Annotated in this window: 12 protein-coding genes; 6 read left to right on the top strand and 6 right to left on the bottom strand. The window is 67.5% G+C overall.

Annotation, left to right across the window (positions count from 1 at the left end; all coding sequences use genetic code 11):
* Positions 1–287 precede the first annotated feature (287 nt).
* Positions 288–1,469 carry an MFS transporter gene (locus O3I_RS25350; RefSeq protein ID WP_014985848.1) on the top strand — a complete coding sequence of 394 codons (1,182 nt, stop codon included), beginning with the start codon at positions 288–290 and terminating at the stop codon, positions 1,467–1,469.
* Positions 1,470–1,497: 28 nt separating this feature from the next.
* Here O3I_RS25350 and O3I_RS25345 read toward each other — a convergent pair whose 3' ends face one another.
* Genes O3I_RS25345 through O3I_RS25335 form a run of 3 tightly spaced genes read right to left on the bottom strand, consistent with a single transcriptional unit; the run spans position 1,498 to position 5,783 of the window.
* Complete coding sequence (locus O3I_RS25345; protein WP_014985847.1) at positions 1,498–4,242, bottom strand: non-ribosomal peptide synthetase; 2,745 nt, start codon at positions 4,240–4,242, stop codon at positions 1,498–1,500.
* Between the two features lie 15 nt (positions 4,243–4,257).
* Positions 4,258–5,082 carry an SDR family oxidoreductase gene (locus O3I_RS25340; RefSeq protein WP_014985846.1) on the bottom strand — a complete coding sequence of 275 codons (825 nt, stop codon included), beginning with the start codon at positions 5,080–5,082 and terminating at the stop codon, positions 4,258–4,260.
* A complete protein-coding gene (locus O3I_RS25335) occupies positions 5,073–5,783 on the bottom strand; it encodes a thioesterase II family protein (RefSeq protein ID WP_014985845.1) in 711 nt (236 codons plus the stop codon). The genes O3I_RS25340 and O3I_RS25335 overlap by 10 nt, the downstream gene beginning before the upstream one ends.
* Before the next feature lie 374 nt (positions 5,784–6,157).
* Here O3I_RS25335 and O3I_RS42975 point away from each other — a divergent pair, with 374 nt between their 5' ends.
* The 4 genes from O3I_RS42975 to O3I_RS25315 are packed head-to-tail and all read left to right on the top strand — an operon-like array spanning position 6,158 to position 11,398.
* The gene (locus O3I_RS42975; RefSeq protein WP_014985844.1) at positions 6,158–8,674 is read left to right on the top strand and encodes a beta-ketoacyl synthase N-terminal-like domain-containing protein; all 2,517 of its coding nucleotides are present in this window, start codon (positions 6,158–6,160) and stop codon (positions 8,672–8,674) included.
* Complete coding sequence (locus O3I_RS25325; RefSeq protein ID WP_014985843.1) at positions 8,671–9,420, top strand: thioesterase II family protein; 750 nt, start codon at positions 8,671–8,673, stop codon at positions 9,418–9,420. The genes O3I_RS42975 and O3I_RS25325 overlap by 4 nt, the downstream gene beginning before the upstream one ends.
* Before the next feature lie 51 nt (positions 9,421–9,471).
* Positions 9,472–10,713: a condensation domain-containing protein gene (locus O3I_RS25320; protein ID WP_014985842.1), complete on the top strand. Its 1,242-nt coding sequence runs from the start codon at positions 9,472–9,474 to the stop codon at positions 10,711–10,713.
* Complete coding sequence (locus O3I_RS25315; protein ID WP_014985841.1) at positions 10,700–11,398, top strand: hypothetical protein; 699 nt, start codon at positions 10,700–10,702, stop codon at positions 11,396–11,398. The genes O3I_RS25320 and O3I_RS25315 overlap by 14 nt, the downstream gene beginning before the upstream one ends.
* On the opposite strand, the gene O3I_RS25310 is transcribed toward O3I_RS25315, so the two are convergent.
* Positions 11,373–13,154: a non-ribosomal peptide synthetase gene (locus O3I_RS25310; RefSeq protein WP_014985840.1), complete on the bottom strand. Its 1,782-nt coding sequence runs from the start codon at positions 13,152–13,154 to the stop codon at positions 11,373–11,375. The genes O3I_RS25315 and O3I_RS25310 overlap by 26 nt on opposite strands.
* Before the next feature lie 193 nt (positions 13,155–13,347).
* On the opposite strand from O3I_RS25310, the gene O3I_RS25305 reads away from it, so the two are divergent.
* Positions 13,348–14,910, top strand: coding sequence for a condensation domain-containing protein (locus O3I_RS25305; RefSeq protein ID WP_014985839.1), 1,563 nt, complete (start codon positions 13,348–13,350; stop codon positions 14,908–14,910).
* Positions 14,911–14,925: 15 nt separating this feature from the next.
* On the opposite strand, the gene O3I_RS25300 is transcribed toward O3I_RS25305, so the two are convergent.
* Positions 14,926–15,921, bottom strand: a complete 996-nt coding sequence (locus O3I_RS25300; RefSeq protein ID WP_014985838.1) for an aldo/keto reductase — start codon at positions 15,919–15,921, stop codon at positions 14,926–14,928.
* 147 nt (positions 15,922–16,068) lie between these two features.
* Positions 16,069–16,602, bottom strand: coding sequence for a GNAT family N-acetyltransferase (locus tag O3I_RS25295; RefSeq protein ID WP_014985837.1), 534 nt, complete (start codon positions 16,600–16,602; stop codon positions 16,069–16,071).
* Positions 16,603–16,816: the final 214 nt, after the last annotated feature.

The following is a 16,816-nucleotide window of genomic DNA, read 5'->3' as shown; positions in this document are numbered from 1 at the left end:
AGAAGCGATGCTCCTCGCAGCCGCAGGTACTGCTGCGAGGGTTGGCCGGAGGAGTTCCGATGTAAGCCACCTGCGGCCTGTCGTTCGCCGATATGCCTGTGGCGCTTGTGGACTGGAAGCGCAGGGACAACCCGTGCTGTGCTGCGCGGACCCATGACGTGGTTATATGGATACCGATCGGGAAGGCTGAAGGCAGGTGACCAAGGGGGTGGCGGCAACGCTGGGAAAGCAGCGTCGGAACGGGTTGTCGACGGGCGATCGCCGCCCGGATATGGGGGAGTGACACTGTGCGGACCGAGTTGGAGCCTGACCTCGAGACCACCGACAAGCGATCTTTTCGCTACGCGCTGTTGATCTCGCTGGCGAGCGGGATCGGTTATCTGCCATTCGCTTTGACCATCCCGATCCTGCCCGGCCACGTCACCGGCCGGTTGCACGGCGGCCCGGCGGAGGTGGGCGCGGTCATCGGCGCTTACGCGGTGGCCTCGCTGCTGGTCCGCCCGGTATCGGGCGCGCTGATGAACCGGCTCGGCGCCCGCGCCCTGACCATCGGCGGAACGGTGCTGACCATGCTCGCCACCGTGTGCTATCCGCTCGCCGGATCGATCACCGAGCTGATCTGCCTGCGCCTGCTGGTGGGCATCGGGATGGGCGTGATGCTGGCCGCGACCGGGGTCTGGCCGGTGCAGTTGGTCGCCAAGGACCGACAGACCTGGGCGCTCGGTTTGAGCGGCACCGTCGTCTACGTGTCCATCGGTCTCGGCGCTCCGCTGGGTACCTTGCTCGAGCACCTGGTGGGCACGGCGGCGACGTTCGTGGTCGCCGGGCTGGTCACCCTGCTCGTCATCCCGATCGCCCTGTATGTACCCGAGGTGCGCGTCTCCGCGAAGAAGGAGAAGACGGGCGTCGAGCCGGGCCGGGCGCTGCTCGGCACCGTGCTGCCCTGCGTCGCGCTGATCTTCAGCGCGTTCGGTTTCGCGGCCGTCTCCAGCTTCGCGGTCGCAAAGTTCAACACCCTCGGTATCACCGGGGGAGCAGCCGTGCTCACCGCGTATTCGATGACCGTGGTGCTGTTGCGAACAGCGAGTACCTGGGTCCGCTGGGAGGCCACGCGACCGGTGGCGCTGGCCGGCCTGTTCGTCGTCGAGGCTGCGGGGCTCGCGCTGCTCGGCGTGTCGGATGGTCTCGTTGTCGGTGTGATCGGTGGTGTACTGATCGGTGTCGGAATGTGGCAGATCTATCCGGTGCTGGGGGTGATCGTGGTGCGTTCGGTGAGCGAACGGCAGCGCGCCACGGCGCTGTCGACCTTCGGGGCCTGCTTCACCGTGGGCGTCGCCGCGGGCAGCGGCTCCCTCGGTCTGGTTGCCGATGCCGCCGGATATCAGGCGATGTTCCTCGTCTGCGCAGCCTGTGTCGGTCTGGGGCTGTCGGTCGCGGTGACCGCGGCCCGAGTGGCCCGGATCAGCTGAGACACCCGATATCCAGCGGCGATCGACGTCAATGGTCGGCTTCGCTCAATTGCCGGACCAGCTCGACGAACTCCGCCGCGGTCGAATGGCCGTAGAACTGCTTCGGTGACACCTTCGGCAGGTTGCGTTCCCGCATCTCGGTGAGCACCCGGACGACCAGCAACGAGTTCCCGCCCAGGGTGAAGAAATTGTCCTGCAGGCCCACTTCGGTGTTCAGCTGCTTGCTCCAGATGGTCAAGATGTCCTCGGCGATTCCGCCGGAGCCGGGCTCGTGCGCGACGGGTGTGCCGACCGATCTGATGTGTGGTTCGGGCAGCTCGGCGATATCCGGTTTGCCGTTGATCGTCAGCGGAATCGCGGCGACCTCGGTGATCGTCGCGGGCATCATGTAGTCGGGCAACATCGCTCCGGCATGCGCGAGCACCTGTGCGGTGCTCGCGGCGGACTCGAGGACGACATAGGCGTCGATCCGGCTGCTCGCCGGATCATCCGGCTGTTCCCGGTTGACCACGACGGCCGCGGCGGCCACCCGGGGCGCACCCAGCAGCACCGTGCGGATCTCATCCAGTTCGATGCGGTGCCCGCGCACCTTGACCTGGTTGTCCAGGCGGCCGAGGTGGTCGAGGCTGCCGTCGGGGTGCAGCCGCCCCTGGTCGCCGCTGCGATAGATCCGTTCTCCGGTCAGCTCATCGAGGATGAACCGTTGCGCGGTCAGCTCGGGCCGGCCGAGGTAGTGGCTGGCCACTCCCGCACCGCCTACGTAGATCTCACCCGGCGGACCGGGCGGCAGGACCCGTCCCTGTGCATCCCGGATGGACACCGACCACCCCGGCAGCGGACGGCCGACCGAGCGTGAGCCCGTCACGACGTGCTGCGGAGTTATCGTCTGCGCGGTCACGTGCACGGTGGTCTCGGTGATGCCGAACATGTTGACCACCCGGCAATCGGTGGCCGGGTGCCGGGCGAACCAGGGCGCCAGCATGCGCACGTCGAGTGGTTCGCCGCCGAAGATGATCAATCGAAGGGCCAGATCCCCGCGGACACGCTGATCGGTGTGCACGAGTTGGGCGAACGCCGACGGCGTCTGGTTCAGCACCGTGACGCGTTGCTCGGTCAGCAGGGCGTAGAACTCTTCGGTATCGCGGGTGGTCCAATACGGCACGACGACGAGGCGACCGCCGGTGAGCAGGCAACCCCAGATCTCCCACACGGAGAAATCGAAGGCGCTGGAATGGAACAGCATCCAGGTGTCATCCCAGCCGAGGGCGAAATCCTCGGCGGTGGCCTGCAACAGCGCCAGCACGTTGCGATGGGGCACGACCACGCCCTTGGGTGTGCCGGTGGATCCGGAGGTGTAGATCACGTAGGCGGGGTCGTCACCCTCGGTGGTGGATCGGGCATCGGCTGCCGTCTGACCTGCGCCGAGTTCCGTCAACGCGGAGGGAGTCAGCAGCCGAGTACCGGGAACCCGCGGGAACTCCGGTGCGGACGTGATGATGACGGGCATCCCCGCGTTCTCCGCGGTGAAGCGCAGGCGCTGCACCGGATAGCGCGGATCCATCGGTACATACGCACAACCCGCCTTGAGCACGCCGAGCAGGGTGACCACCAGCTCGGCGTCCCGTTCCAGACAGACACCGACCAGGCTGCCCGGTGCGATGTCCAGCGCGCACAGGCCCGCCGCGATCGCGTCTGCCCGATCGTTCAGCTGCTGGTAGGTCAGCTGCTCGTCGCCGGCCAGCAACGCCACGGCGTCCGGTTGTTTGGCCGCCATCTCCTCGAAGGTGCGATCGATGCGTCCGCGCACGGCCGGTGCGTCGCCCGCGCGTAGGAGTTCCGCTTGTTCGTTGCGCGGCAACAGCTCCAGCCCGGACAGCGGCCGATCCGGTGTCCCGTGCGCAAGCTGTTCGGCCAGATGCGCCGCATGCGCACAGAATCGTTGCGCGACAGCGGCATTCACGATGCCCCGATCGAACCGGCAGATCGCGCGCGACGAGCCGCGATCCAGCTGGACGGTGAGCGGGAAGATCGGCGTCAGGCACGCCGTATAGCTGTCTTCCGCGAAGGCCGGGCTCAGGACGACGCCGACGGCCGGCGGCTCCTGCGGCGTGACGGGCGCCTGGTCGAACCGGCGGAGGAATTCGGCGCACGACCACTCCGGCGGTTCGTCGACCGGGTGCACGCGAATATGTTCGCCCGCACCGTCGTTCAGGTCGAGAACGCCCAACGCCGCTCGATTCCCGCCGCCGTATCGGCTCAGGGCCAGGGCGATAGCGGGAAGGAAGAGTCGTTCGGCGTGCCCGCCGAGGGCGGTGAGATCGATCTGCGCACTGCCGACGACCCCGCGCAGCTCCGGATCTCCTAAGCCCCAAGCGATTTCGCCGTTGTACCGGAAGCCTGGCCGCGCTTCGGCGGGGCGGGGCGCGACGTCATCGCCGGGCCCGTCCAGCGGCAGCCGGGCGATTCGCCGCAGCGCGGCCGGTGGGATCTCCGCGCGGACGGCCACCAGCACCAGGTCCGCGGTCCCGTCGGCGTATCGCAGGGTTACGGCTCGTAACGGCGGTCCGTCCGGGTGAATCGGTCGCAGGGATTCGGCGCGCCTGCGGTCGGCGGCCTGCGGCTCGTCTGCGCCGACCGGCACCGAGGTCTGCCAGACCTGGACCGGATCGGACACGGCCTCGGCCAGCAGGCGCGCCGGATCGGTGGCGCCGGGAAGTCGCAGCACGAGGCTGTGGCAGCCGGCGGCAGGATCATTGAAGGTCGAGATTGTCACGGGTGGTCCTCCTGCTCATCGGGAGGTGAAGCCGCCGTCCACGGTCAGCACGCTGCCGGTGACTTGGCGGGATTCGTCCGTCGCGAGCCACAGCGCCGCGCTCGCGATGTCGGACGGATCGATCAGCGCGTTCATCGGCTGATCCTGGACGAAAATCTGCTCGTGCTCGGCGACCGGAACCTCCAGCGATCGGGCGATCTCGGCGAGCATCCGGCCTTCCAGCACGGGGTCGTCCCGGACCGAGCCGGGACACAACGCGTTCACCCGTACCCGCATCGGGGCGTAGTCCAGCGCCGCGGCCTTGGTCAGTCCGATCAACCCGTGCTTGGCCGCCACGTAGCTCGCGAAATGCCGATATCCGACCGTGCCCGCAGTCGAGGACACGTTGATGATGCTGCCGGATCTGCGTTGGACCATCACCGGGGCGACCGCCTTCATCATTCGCCAGGCGCCGGAGAGGTCGACGTCGAGCATGAGCGACCACTCCCGCTCGGTGATGTCATGGGCGATCTTCCCGGAGGGCGAGGCGATTCCGGCATTGTTGACCAGCACGTCCACCGTGCCGAATCGGTCCAGCGCCTGGTCCACCGCCAGCGCGCACTGGTGCGCGTCGCGCACGTCGACGGCGGCGGTCACGGTCGCGGCGCCCGCGCGTTCACACAGGGCCGCAGTGTGTTTCAGCTGGCCGGCCGATCCGAGTGGATAGGGCACGTCGGCGAGATCCCTGGTGATGTCCAGCAGCAGCAGGTCTGCGCCTTCGTCGGCGAACCGGAGCGCGCAGGCGCGGCCGAGGCCGCGGGCCGCGCCGGTGATGACCGCGGTCTTGCCGGTCAGCCCCATGCCGAGCTCCCGGCTATCAGACTCAGCAGCTGTTCCGGCTCGTCGACCAGATACATATGGCCGCCGGGAAGTTCCCGGTAGGCGAACGGACCGCGGGTCACCGTGGTCCATTGTTCGGCCTGTTCCCGGGCGACGAGTTCGTCTGCTTCGCCGCGCAGGGCGGTGATCGGCACCGCGAGCGGCTCGGTGCTGGTGGCGCGGTAGTTCTCGTGCATCGCCACATCGGCGCGGAGCACCGGAAGCAGGACCTCGACCAGTTCCGGATCGTCGAAGGCGGCATGCCGGTAACCGGCGAATCGTTGTACCCCGGCCAGGAACTCCGCGTCGGCCAGGCCGGTAGCTCGTTCGGTCCGTCCGTTGTGCGGACCCGGTGATCCGCTGACGAACAGGTGACGCAATCCGGGGTGACCGATCCGTTCGAGTTCCCGGGCGATCTCGTAGGCGAGCACCGCGCCGAGGCTGTGCCCGAACAACGCGATGGCCGCGTGTTCGCCGGCGTCGGCCAGGATCTTCGGTGTCAGTTCGGCGACGGCGTCGGCGACCTCGGTGAACGGGTCGTCCGGGAATCGCTCCTCGCGTCCCGGCAACTGGACCGGAAGCACGGTGACCTCCGGGATGTCCAGTTTTTCCCATTCTCGGAAGAATCCGGCACCACTGCCCGCGAAAGGCAGACAAGCGAGAAACAGCTGATGTGTACCCATGGCTACCCTTATCTTTCCTCGTCGGACCTCGTCATTCAGGACGTATCTCGACGTATCTCGACAACCCCAGTGCCAGTTCGCAGCGTACTCGGCGGCCAAGTCACTGTAAAGGCTTCAACAATGGCGGACGGGTACCTGACATATTGCGGATGAAGCTGTTGTTCCGCAGGTCTGGTGTGGTTAAGCTTGCTGGTATTGGGGCGATCGCGATCGGGTCGATCGGGAACGCTGCCGGAGTTTATCGAGCTGGGGGCGTGATTATCCCTCCCACGCCGGGCGATATTCACTGAGCACGGCAACCGCTGGGCAATATCGGCTTATCGCCGGGCAGTATCGAATGGTCATGGAAGCAGACGACATCAGGATGTGATGCCATGAGTACCCGTCAGCCCCCGGTCACCCAGACGGAGCGTATCCTCGCCGAAATTTGGTGTGACGTAGTCGAACTCGACGAGGTCGACGTGCTCGACAACTTCTTCGAAGTCGGTGGGTACTCGATGCTCATGCAGCTGGTGCGAGAGCAGATCGCGCAGCGCATCGGTATCCGCCCGACCTTGACGGAATTGTTCACCCATACCACTATCCGGTCGTGTGCCGCATTCCTTGATGGATCAACAAAAGAGCAGTCGAAGGTAATTGCGAACGAAAAAGCCGGCAGTTCCGAGTCTGTTCATCCGGGGGTCGATCGACGTGAAACGGATATTGCTGTCATCGGACTCGCCTGTCGTTTTCCGGATGCGGCGGATATCGGCCAGTTCTGGGAAAATCTGGTATCGGGCGTGGATAGTGTCAGCCGTTTCTCGCCGAAAAGCATTACTGGTCCCGGTGGCAGCAAGCGGGAATATGTGCCAGCGGGTGGACTGCTGCAGAAACCGGAATGGTTCGACGCGAGCTATTTCGCGTATACCCCGCGCGAGGCGCTACTGATCGATCCGCAGCATCGGGTGCTGCTGGAATGTGCGGTCGAGGCGATCGAGGGCGCCGGATACGACCCGGACCGATTCCCCGGCCTGATCGGCATCTACGCCGGATGCAGCCTGTCCACCTACACCGAGACCCTGCGGGCCAGGCAACTCGAAGACGGCTCGATCACCACCTGGGACATCTTGACCGGCAGCACCAGTGACTATCTGGCCAGTCGCATCGCCTACAAGCTGGGCCTGCGTGGACCGGCCACCAACGTGCAGGCGGCGTGCGCGACTTCGCTGTATGCCGTGCATTACGCCGCGCGGGCACTGCTCGCCGGGGAATGCGATCTCGCACTGGCCGGTGGCAGTTCGGTGCGGCTGCCCGCCGCGCTGGACAACTACCGAATCGGCGGAATCACCTCGCCCACCGGTGCGTGCCGCCCGTTCGACGCGGCCGCGGACGGCGTGATCGGTGGTCAGGGATGCGGGATCGCGGTGCTGAAGCGGTTGTCCGAGGCGATCGCCGACGGGGACCACATCCATGCCGTGCTGCGTGGTTCCGCGGTGAACAATGACGGCAGGGACCGGGCGGGGTTCACCGCGCCGGGCGTTCGCGGGCAGTTCGAGGTGGTGCGCGCCGCGCAGCAGGCGGCAGGCGTCACGCCCTCGTCCATCACCTACGTCGAGGCCCACGGCACCGGCACCCGGGTCGGCGATCCGATCGAGGTCGCCGGGCTGAATCAGGCGTTCGCCGACGGGAATTCACGCGAGCAGCCGTGCCTGCTCGGCTCGGTGAAGGGAAATATCGGGCATACCGATGCCGCCGCGGGCATCGCGGGATTCATCAAGACGGTACTGGCCGTGGAACACGGGGTCATTCCGCCGAGCCTGCATTACTCCGAGCCGAACCCCGACATCGACTTCACGGCGGGCCCGTTCGCCGTGGTGACCGAGCCGACGCCATGGGCGCCCGCCGGGCTGCCGCGCCGGGCCGGTGTCACCGCGCGCGGGCTCGGCGGTGGCAACGCGCACGTCGTGCTGGAGCAGCCGCCGGCGACGCTGCCGCGGGAGGTGACCGCGCAGGCCCAACTGCTGGTGCTGTCCGCGCACACCCCGGCGGCCCTCGACGAGCTGACGGCGCGGCTCTCCGGCTGGTTCGGCGATCAGCCCGAGCTCGAACTGGCGGATGTGGCGTGGACGCTGCAGGTCGGCAGGCGACTACACGGCTACCGCCGGTACGCGGTGGTGCGTGACCGGCAGGACGCGCTGCGGGTGCTCGGCGGTGCTGCGCCGGAGCGACTGGTCACCGGCGAGCACGCCAGAGATACGCGAGCCGTCGCCCTGCTGGTGCGGGAGACGGCCGAAGCGGAGGTGCTGCGGCAATGGCGGGCCCTCGGACTGGATCCGGACCTCACTCTGCATCCGGACTGTGGCGACGACGAGATCCGCGCCGCTCTGGATACGCCGGGCCGGCTGTTCCTGGCGATCGACGACGCGGGGTTGTCCACGCGCCTGCGGGAGCATCCCCGGTGGACGTCGGAGCACATCGTCGTCACGGTCGCCGATCCACTGGCCGCACTCGGTGAGCTGTGGCTCGCCGGGCTGCCGATCGACTGGGCAGCAGCTCATACAGGACAGGTGAGAAGGGTCGCGCTGCCCGCCTACCCGTTCCAGCGGCAGCCCTATCTGCTGACGGCGGAGACCGCTGCCCCGGCGCGACCGTCCACGCCTGCGGCCGGTCTGAACACAGAACAGACGGTGGCCATGCTGTTCACCGAATTCCTCGGCTTGCCGGACGTCGACCCGGCGGACAGCTTCTTCGATCTCGGCGGGGATTCGCTGGTCGCGACCGACCTGGTGATCAAGCTCGGGGAGTTGCTGCCGGTGGAACTGGAGGTGCGGTCGATGTACCTCGCGCCATCGGTGCGAGAGCTCACCGCGTTGATCGAAGAGCACCTGCGCGACTCGGCGAGTGCGTCATGACCGGATTGCGGGTGATCGAACGCCCGGCACCGGCCACCGCGGTGGCCACCCTATACTGCTTTCCGCACGCGGGCGGCGCGGCGGGGGAGTACGCGCGATGGGCCGCGTACACGCCCGCCTTACGACTGGTGGCCGTCCAGCCGCCGGGCCGGGCGCACAATCTCGGGGCGCAGGCGTTCACGTCGATGCCGGAGTTGGTACACGAGATCCTCGAGCGGGTGCAGTTCACCCCACCGTTCGCGCTGTTCGGTCACAGCCTGGGCGCGCTCGTCGCCTACGAGGTGGCAAGAGCCTTGGGGGCGAAGCCGTTACGGCTTTTCGTCTCCTCGTGCCCGCCGCCGCCACTGCGCGCGCGGCCCGCGCCGTTGCACCTGCTCGACGATGCGGAGCTGCGTGCCCAGATCGAACGGCTCTGGGGCCCACTGCCCGCCGCGACCGATTCCGACAAGGATCTGCGGGCCGCCGCACTGGCCTGCTATCGCGCGGATCTCCAGGTGCTGGAGACCTACGAGCACGCCCCCCGCCCCCGGCTGCGTTGCCCCGTCACCGCCATCGCCGGTACCGAGGAGTCGAGTGGCGGGGACTTGATGGCGGGATGGCAGGAACATACCGACGGGGCCTTCGAGTCGCTCAGACGGCCGGGAGGTCATTTCCACACCCGGGCGGACCCCGACGGCCTGGGCAGGCTGCTCAGCGACACCGTACGCGCCGACCTGATTCGAGCCGAGCGCGGCGTGACCAGATGAACGGCGTGGGGGTCGCCGGGGCGGTGGAACAACAGAGAGTGGAGGTCAGTCTTGCATCGGAGTATCACCAGGACCTATCTCAAACATTTCGCGAACGTGGACAAGGGAGCCGACGAGCTGATGCCGCTGACCGGCGCCCAGCGCAGGTTCCACCACACCAGGTCCGCCGACCCACTCGATCGGGTCAGGATCCTGCCGGTCTTCATGGAATTCCCGCCCGGCTTGTTGTCGATCGCCCGGCTGGAACGAGCGACGCGCTCGGTTCTGCTGCGGCATCCGGCGTTGCGCGGGGTGGCGGACACGGTCGGCGGCGTGCCCGTACTGCGGATCGGTCCGGTACCCGCGGATCCGATCGTGCAGGAAATCGTGTCCGCGGATACCGACAGCGCGGTCTGGGCCGCCTTGGCCGACTGGCCCGCCGGGCGTGGTTCGTTCCGGGTGCTGCTGGCCAGGAACGAGCAACGGGACCTGCTGGCCCTCGGATTCGACCACCTCGTCTGTGACGGCGAATCCACCGGCCTGGTGCTGGACGAGCTGATGTCCGCTTATCAGAGCTCGGTGCAGATCCCGGATTCGGTCGCCGCCACCGAACTGGGCCGCTATCGGGAGGTGGTGCAGCGGCGGCTCGCGAAGGAACACGCGGCCAGCACTCCGGAGGCGTTGGCGCACTGGATGTCCCGGGTGCGTGACGCCGGACCCGGGCGGTGGGGCAGCAACCGGGACGCGGGGGAGCCGGGTGGGCTGGCCACCGCCTGGCAGCACGTCGCGCTGCCGGAATCGGCCACGGATCGGCCGTTCTCGGTGTTGCTGGCCGCCTGCCACACGGCGCTGGCCCGGATACCGGGCACCGCGCCTGTCGCCTATACCTGGGGCGGCCACGACGAGGCGGGGGTGGTCGGCTGCTTCATCAACACGGTACTGGCCAACCCGCAGGACGACGGTATTCGCGAGAGTTGGTGGGAGGACCTGGAATTCGTGGACACCCCGTTCGACGAAGTCGTCCGGGCCGCCCGGGCGTCCCAGGCGCCGTGGACCGGCCACCTCGATCTCGTGCTGACCGTCGTCGATCGCACGCATCGCCCGGTGCCGGTGCTGGACGGCGTGGCCGGCACGTTCAGATATCCGTCGGGCAACCGGGTCGAGGACCCGGTGGTTGTCATGGCCGTCCATGACGAGGGGGAGTTGTCGGTGCGCATCGATCACGATCCGACGATCGTGCCCACCGCCGCCGCGACCGGAATCGCCCACGCCATCCGCGAATCCTTTGTGGACACCGGCCATGTCGCGGGCTGAACGCACCGACCGGTCACTGCTGATCTGCCTCGACGGGCAGGCGCCGGTCGTGGAATTACCCAACGGCGACAGCGTGCTGTTCGGCTGGCAGGGCGGGGAGATCGCCGTCGGCGCCGACCAGGAGCTGACCGCGGGCCGGATCCATGCCTTCGGTGACTACTGGCTGATGTCGAACTGCGGCACGGTGGGTACCTACTGCGTGGAGAACCTGGAAGGGGCAGGGGAATACGTGAAGGTGCGGCCCGGCCGCGCCGGGGTGCCGATTCCCTTCGAACTGAGCCGGGTGACGCTGAGCGTGGGTGGCGGAGGCAACAGCTTCACCGTCTACGCCCCCGAACACGGAGCCACCGCCGAGCCGGATGGCGCCGGAATTCCGTTGCTGGACGAGGAAAGCCGGTATTTCCAGGTGCTGGTCTGTCTGTGCGAGCCGGGATTGCGGGACTGTGGTGTCGCGGCGGTACCTACCCCGGCACAGGTCTCGGCCCGGTTGTCCGCCGCCGCGCGGCCGCTCGGTCGCTCGGCGGTCAACTACCACATCGACTATCTGGCAACGAAACTCGGGATCGTGGCCCCGCGCGGCATGACCAGGGCGTGGAAACGGGTCACCCTGGTCACGCAGGCGCTGAAGTTCGACCTGGTGCGCCCCGAGCATCTCGGCCTCATTCCCGGACCTGCTCCGGGATAAGGGTTTTCGACCGTCCACCGGCACCGCGGGCCTCCTGCGCCCGCGGTGCCGTCTCGGCGGAGCCGATGATCTTCGTGACGGCCTTGGTGAACTCGCCGAGGGTCGTCTTCTCGAACATGATCCGCATCGGCACGTGGTGGCCCAGATCGGCGCGGATCCGGCTCACCGCGTGCACGGCGAGCAGTGAATGTCCGCCGCGGTGGAAAAAGTCGTCGTGTTCGCGCAATTCGACGCCGCCCAGCACTTGCGACCACACCCGTCGAACCACTTCTCGCACCGGTCCCGCGGTGCGGGCGGTGCTGTTCATGGTGCGCACTGTGCTCGTGCCGTGCGTGGCGCGCAAGGCCGCGAGATCCACTTTGCCCCGGTCGGTCATCGGCAGCCGATCCACGAACGTGATCGCGCTGGGCACCATGTGCCCCGGCAGCCGGTCCCGCAGATAGTCCTGTATCGCCTCGGCCGACGGCTGGTGCGCCGCGGCCACCACGTACCCGGCGAGCGTCTGATCCTGGGGCAGGATCACCGAATCCGCGACGTCGGGATGCGCGCGCAGCGCGGACTGTACTTCCCCGATCTCGACCCGGAGTCCGTTGATCTGGACCTGATCGTCGTCGCGGCCGAGGAACTCCAGCACACCCGCAGCGGTCATCCGGACGCGATCACCGGACCGGAACACCCGGCCCCGGTTCGGCAGCCGGACGAAACGCTCCGCTGTGAACGCGGCGTCGCCGAGGTAGCCGCGCGCGACACAAGCGCCGCCGATGAGCAACTCCTCGTCCGGCGAGATACGCAGCTCGGCCCCGGTGATGCCCCGCCCGATCGGCACCTCCGGCCCGTCGTCGGTGCCGGCGTCGAACTCGTGGTATGTCACCGCCACGGCCGCTTCGGTCGGTCCGTACCGGTTGAAAAGCCTTACCCCGGGCAGTAATTCGGTGATTCGGCGGGCCACCGAGGTCGGCAGCCGATCCCCGCCGCTGATCAGGTACCGCAGGCCGGTGGCCTTGCCGAATGCCGGTTCGTCGAGCAGGAGCGACAATAGCGCCGGGGGAAGCCGAACCGCGGTGATCTCGTGCTCGACGAGCGCGGTCGCGATGGCGAGCGGGTCCAGATGTTCGCCCTCGGCGAGCGAGATCACCGTGGCGCCCGCGCCGAGCGGCCAGAAGAAGTCGGTCAGCGACGCGTCGAATGTGTACGGTGCCACCTGCAACAGCCGATCGCCCGGCCCGAGTGGTAGTCGCTCGGCGAGCCAGGTCAGATGCGGCGTGAGGTTACGGTGTTCGACGACAACGCCTTTGGGCGTGCCGGACGATCCGGAGGTGTACACGACGTACGCGGGATCGTCCGGTGCACCGGTGTCGGCAGGTTCGTCCTCGCCAGCGCCGGCGACATGGAGTGTGCGGACATGGTGCTGCCGGAACCGGTCCGCCGTCGCGTCGTGTACCAGCGTCACGGCCGGTGCGCAGTCCGCGAGGATCAGCGCCAGCCGCGGGGCGGGCTCCTGCAGGCCGAGCGGCACGAAAGCCGCACCGGCGCGCAGCACGCCGAGCATAGCGATCGCCATGTCGGGCCCGCGCTCCAGGAACAGCGCGACCCGCCTGCCGGGACCGGCGCCCGCGTCGGCGAGGCGCCTCGCGAGCTGTCCGGACCGCTCGAGCAAATCCTGATAGGTCAGTGGCTTTCCGGCACTGTCGAGCCAGGCCGTGGCCTCCTTCGCCTGATCGAGAACCGAAGTGTGCAGCAAGTTTTCGTTCGACATTCGCATCCCCCGCGGGTGGATTGATTACCGAGCCTCAATCCGATCACGGGCCGGTGGGCCGAGTCATCCTGTCGAACGTCAGGGACGGCCGAGCGCCTCGGACTGGCATAACTGAACGTGAGGAAATTCCTCGGATGACCGCAGGACCGCACCGCGGCTCTCGCAGGCCGCGAGACGAGGAGACGCGACGCTCATGGACGCCGTTTCGAGTATTCCGCTATCCGACCGCCAGGAGGCGATGCGCCGGATGGCCGCCGTATGGGAGCAGGTGCTGGCGAAGGAGGGAATCGAGCCGGACGACTCGTTCTTCACCCTGGGCGGGCATTCCGTGATGGCCGGCGCACTGTTGAGTGCGGTAGGAGAGCAGTTCGGGGTGCGGATCCCGATCCGGACGCTGTTCGAGCATTCCCGGCTGGCCGAGTTCACCGAACACGTGCTGGGTTCGGCGGCGCCCACGGCAGCGCCGCCGGATGCCGTTGTCCCCGATGTTCCCTTGGCGATGACCGCTTTTCAGCGGCGTATCTGGCTGGCCGAACTGATCGATCCGAGCGTGCGCAATCACGTTCCGCTCGCCTGGCTGGTAGCGGGTCGGCTGGACCCAGACCGGCTGCGCACCGCGCTGGGCCGACTGGTGGCCGAATACGAGGTATTGCGAACGAGATTCGTCGAAGACGACTTCGCGTTGTCCGTGCGGCTGCGGGAACCGTGGGTGCCGCCGCTGGAACTGCTCGACCTGCGCGACGCCCCCGAAGGCATGACGGACTGGCAGGCCGCAGCCATGCGCACGCCTTTCGATCTCGCGTCCGGCGAGCTGCTGCGGGTCGCCCTCGGCGAGCTCGGCGCCGGCCGTCAGGCGCTGCTGCTCTGCCTGCACCACCTGGTGATCGACGGGGAGTCGATTCCCGTCCTGCTCGCGGAGCTGGACCGGCATTACACCGCAGCGGAACGGCTGCGTCCGGTCGTCCAGTATCGAGAATTCGCCGCTTACCAAGAGGCACAGCGCGACAGCGATACCTGGAACGCCGATCTGGACTACTGGGCAGACACTTTGGCGGGCGCGCCCGCGGAGACGCCGTTGCCCGCGCCGGGTGCGCCGGAGCCGAACGGCGCGTTCCAGATTCCCTTGCCCACAGGTCTTTTGGACTCGCTGCGCGCGGCGCAGTCCGAGCACGGCGTCAGTTGGTTCATGGTGGCCGCCACCGCGCTGATGGTGACCTTGCATCGGTGGACCGGCCGCGACGACGTCACCATCGGGTCGCCGACGGCGAACCGGAATCAGCCCCGATTCGTCGAGCTGCTCGGCCCCTGCCTGAACACCGCCGTGCTGCGTTCTCGGGTGACGGCAGACAGCACCGTGCTGGACGTGCTGCTGCGGATGCGCGGCGCGGCGCTCGGTGCGCTGGAGCACCAGGCCGTCGAGTTCGACGACGTGGTCGCCCGATTGAATCCGGCCCGGCGGTTCGGGCACACGCCCTACGTGAACGTCACGCTGAACATGAACCTGCTGGACGGCCACGCCACAGAGCTGGGCGGGACCCGGCTGACGCCGGTACTGAACGACACGCTGCGCAGCGACAACGCCAAATTCGGCCTGACGGTGACCATGGCGCAACGGGACGGGCACCTGATCGGGCTGGTGGCCTATCGCGGAGATCAGCTCAGCGCCGAACACGCCCGCGAATTGGCCGACCAGTTCACCGATCTACTGGCCCGATTCCCGAAGGCGTTGAGCGAGCCGGTCATACGGGAAAGCTGAGCCGTGACGCGCGCCTCAGTGCTGGCCCGGCAACTCGGTGATGGGGTGTCCGACGACGCTGTGCGGCTGGTACGGCTCTTCGAGGTAGTTGATCTCGTCGTCGTCGAGTTCTACGTCCAGGGCATCGATGGCGTCTTGGAGGTGACTCATCTTGGTGGCGCCGACGATGGGGGAGGTGATCGTCGGTTTGGCGAGCATCCAGGCCAGCGCGAGCTGCGCCATCGGCAACTCCCGCTTCGCGGCCAATTGTCCGAGCCGGTCGACGATCTCGCGATCGGTGTCGCGGTAGAGGGTCTTGCCGAACGCGTCGGTTTCGCTGCGGGCGCTGACGCTGTCCCACTCCCTGGTGAGTCGACCCCGGGCCAGTGGGCTCCACGGGATGACACCGATGCCCTGGTCGGCGCACAAAGGCAGCATTTCCCGCTCTTCTTCGCGGTAGATCAGGTTGTAGTGGTTCTGCATGGTGCTGAACGGGGTCCAGCCGTTTCGCTCCGCGGTGTACTGGGCTTTGGCGAACTGCCACGCCCACATCGACGACGCGCCGATGTGCAGCGCCTTGCCCGCCTGCACCACGTCGTGCAGCGCCTGCATGGTGGTTTCGATCGGCGTCGCCGGGTCCCACCGGTGGATCTGGTACACGTCGACGTAGTCGGTGCCGAGCCTGCGCAGACTGTTGTCGATCTCGGTCATGATCGCCTTGCGGGACAGTCCGACGCCGTTGGGGCCGGGGCGGGTTCGCCCGTGCACCTTGGTCGCCAGCACGATCTCGTCCCGGTGGCCGTATTCGCGCAGGATCTGCCCGACGATCTGTTCGCTGGTCCCGGCGGAGTAGACGTTCGCGGTGTCCACGAAGTTCACGCCGGATTCCAGGGCGTGCAGCATCATCGGCCGTGCTTGTTCGAGGTCCAGGGTCCAGCTGTGCACGCCGTGGCCCGGCACGCCGAAACTCAAGGCGCCCAGGCAAATCCGCGACACATCCAGGCCGGTCGAGCCCAACTTGACATACTTCAAGATGTTCCTCCTCGAGCGAATCAATATCGGAACGGCGACATCTGATGGTGGCAAGGGCGCGGCGGTGCTCGCAAGCGATTGGGACAGAGTTTCGGACGAAAGGTGAATGCAGGGGCCAGATCTGGTTGCTGCTCTCGCTGCGCCGAGTCAGTGCATCGGCTTGTGGAAGACGAGGAAATCGCATGGGGTGGCGAGCAGCGGCACCAGATGGGGATAGCTCTCCTCCAGCTCACCTTTGCGCTCGAGGACGTATCCGAGGCGCTGATACCAGCCGTGCACGAATTCCTTGACCGGATGCGTCCAGTTGCGGGGCACCAGAAGTTCCAGTTGCATCGTCCGCGCGCCCTGCTCGACACAGTGGCGCTCGGCGAAATCGACCAGGGCCCGGCCGATTCCGGTGCCGCGTCGCTCGGGCGCGCACACCAGCATGCCGAATTCGCCGATGTCGTCGGACAATTGCTGAATGCAGACGGCCCCGACGATTCGGTGATCCTGCTCGCGCGCCACGGCGATCCGTCCGGCGGCGATCAACCCCCGCAGCTCGGATGTCGTTGTGCGGCTGGCACCCTCACGCCACAAGCCTTCTTCGGCCACCTCGTACACCCGATTCACCAGGTCGGTCAGCTCGGCGACCAGCGCGGTATCGTCCGCAGCCGCCGTCGGCACCATCTCGATGGACATGTGGTAGTTCCTTTCTCATCATGACGAGGTCGGCGACGCGGCGTCCCAGCTCGGAACGAACGAACTGCTCACCGAACGTAGCTCAGCGAGCAGTTCGGTCGCCACCGGCCGCCCGCACGGCACCGGTCTCGACAGCGGCCGCAAGCACGAATCGAGCAAGGCGCGCGGCGGGACTCGATCAGCAACGCTGGTATCCGGTGGTTCCGCGGCGGCT

Source organism: Nocardia brasiliensis ATCC 700358 (assembly GCF_000250675.2).
GTDB lineage: Bacteria > Actinomycetota > Actinomycetes > Mycobacteriales > Mycobacteriaceae > Nocardia > Nocardia brasiliensis_B.
The sequence above is the reverse complement of the archived record's forward strand: the minus strand, read 5'-3'. Positions and strand labels throughout refer to the sequence as shown.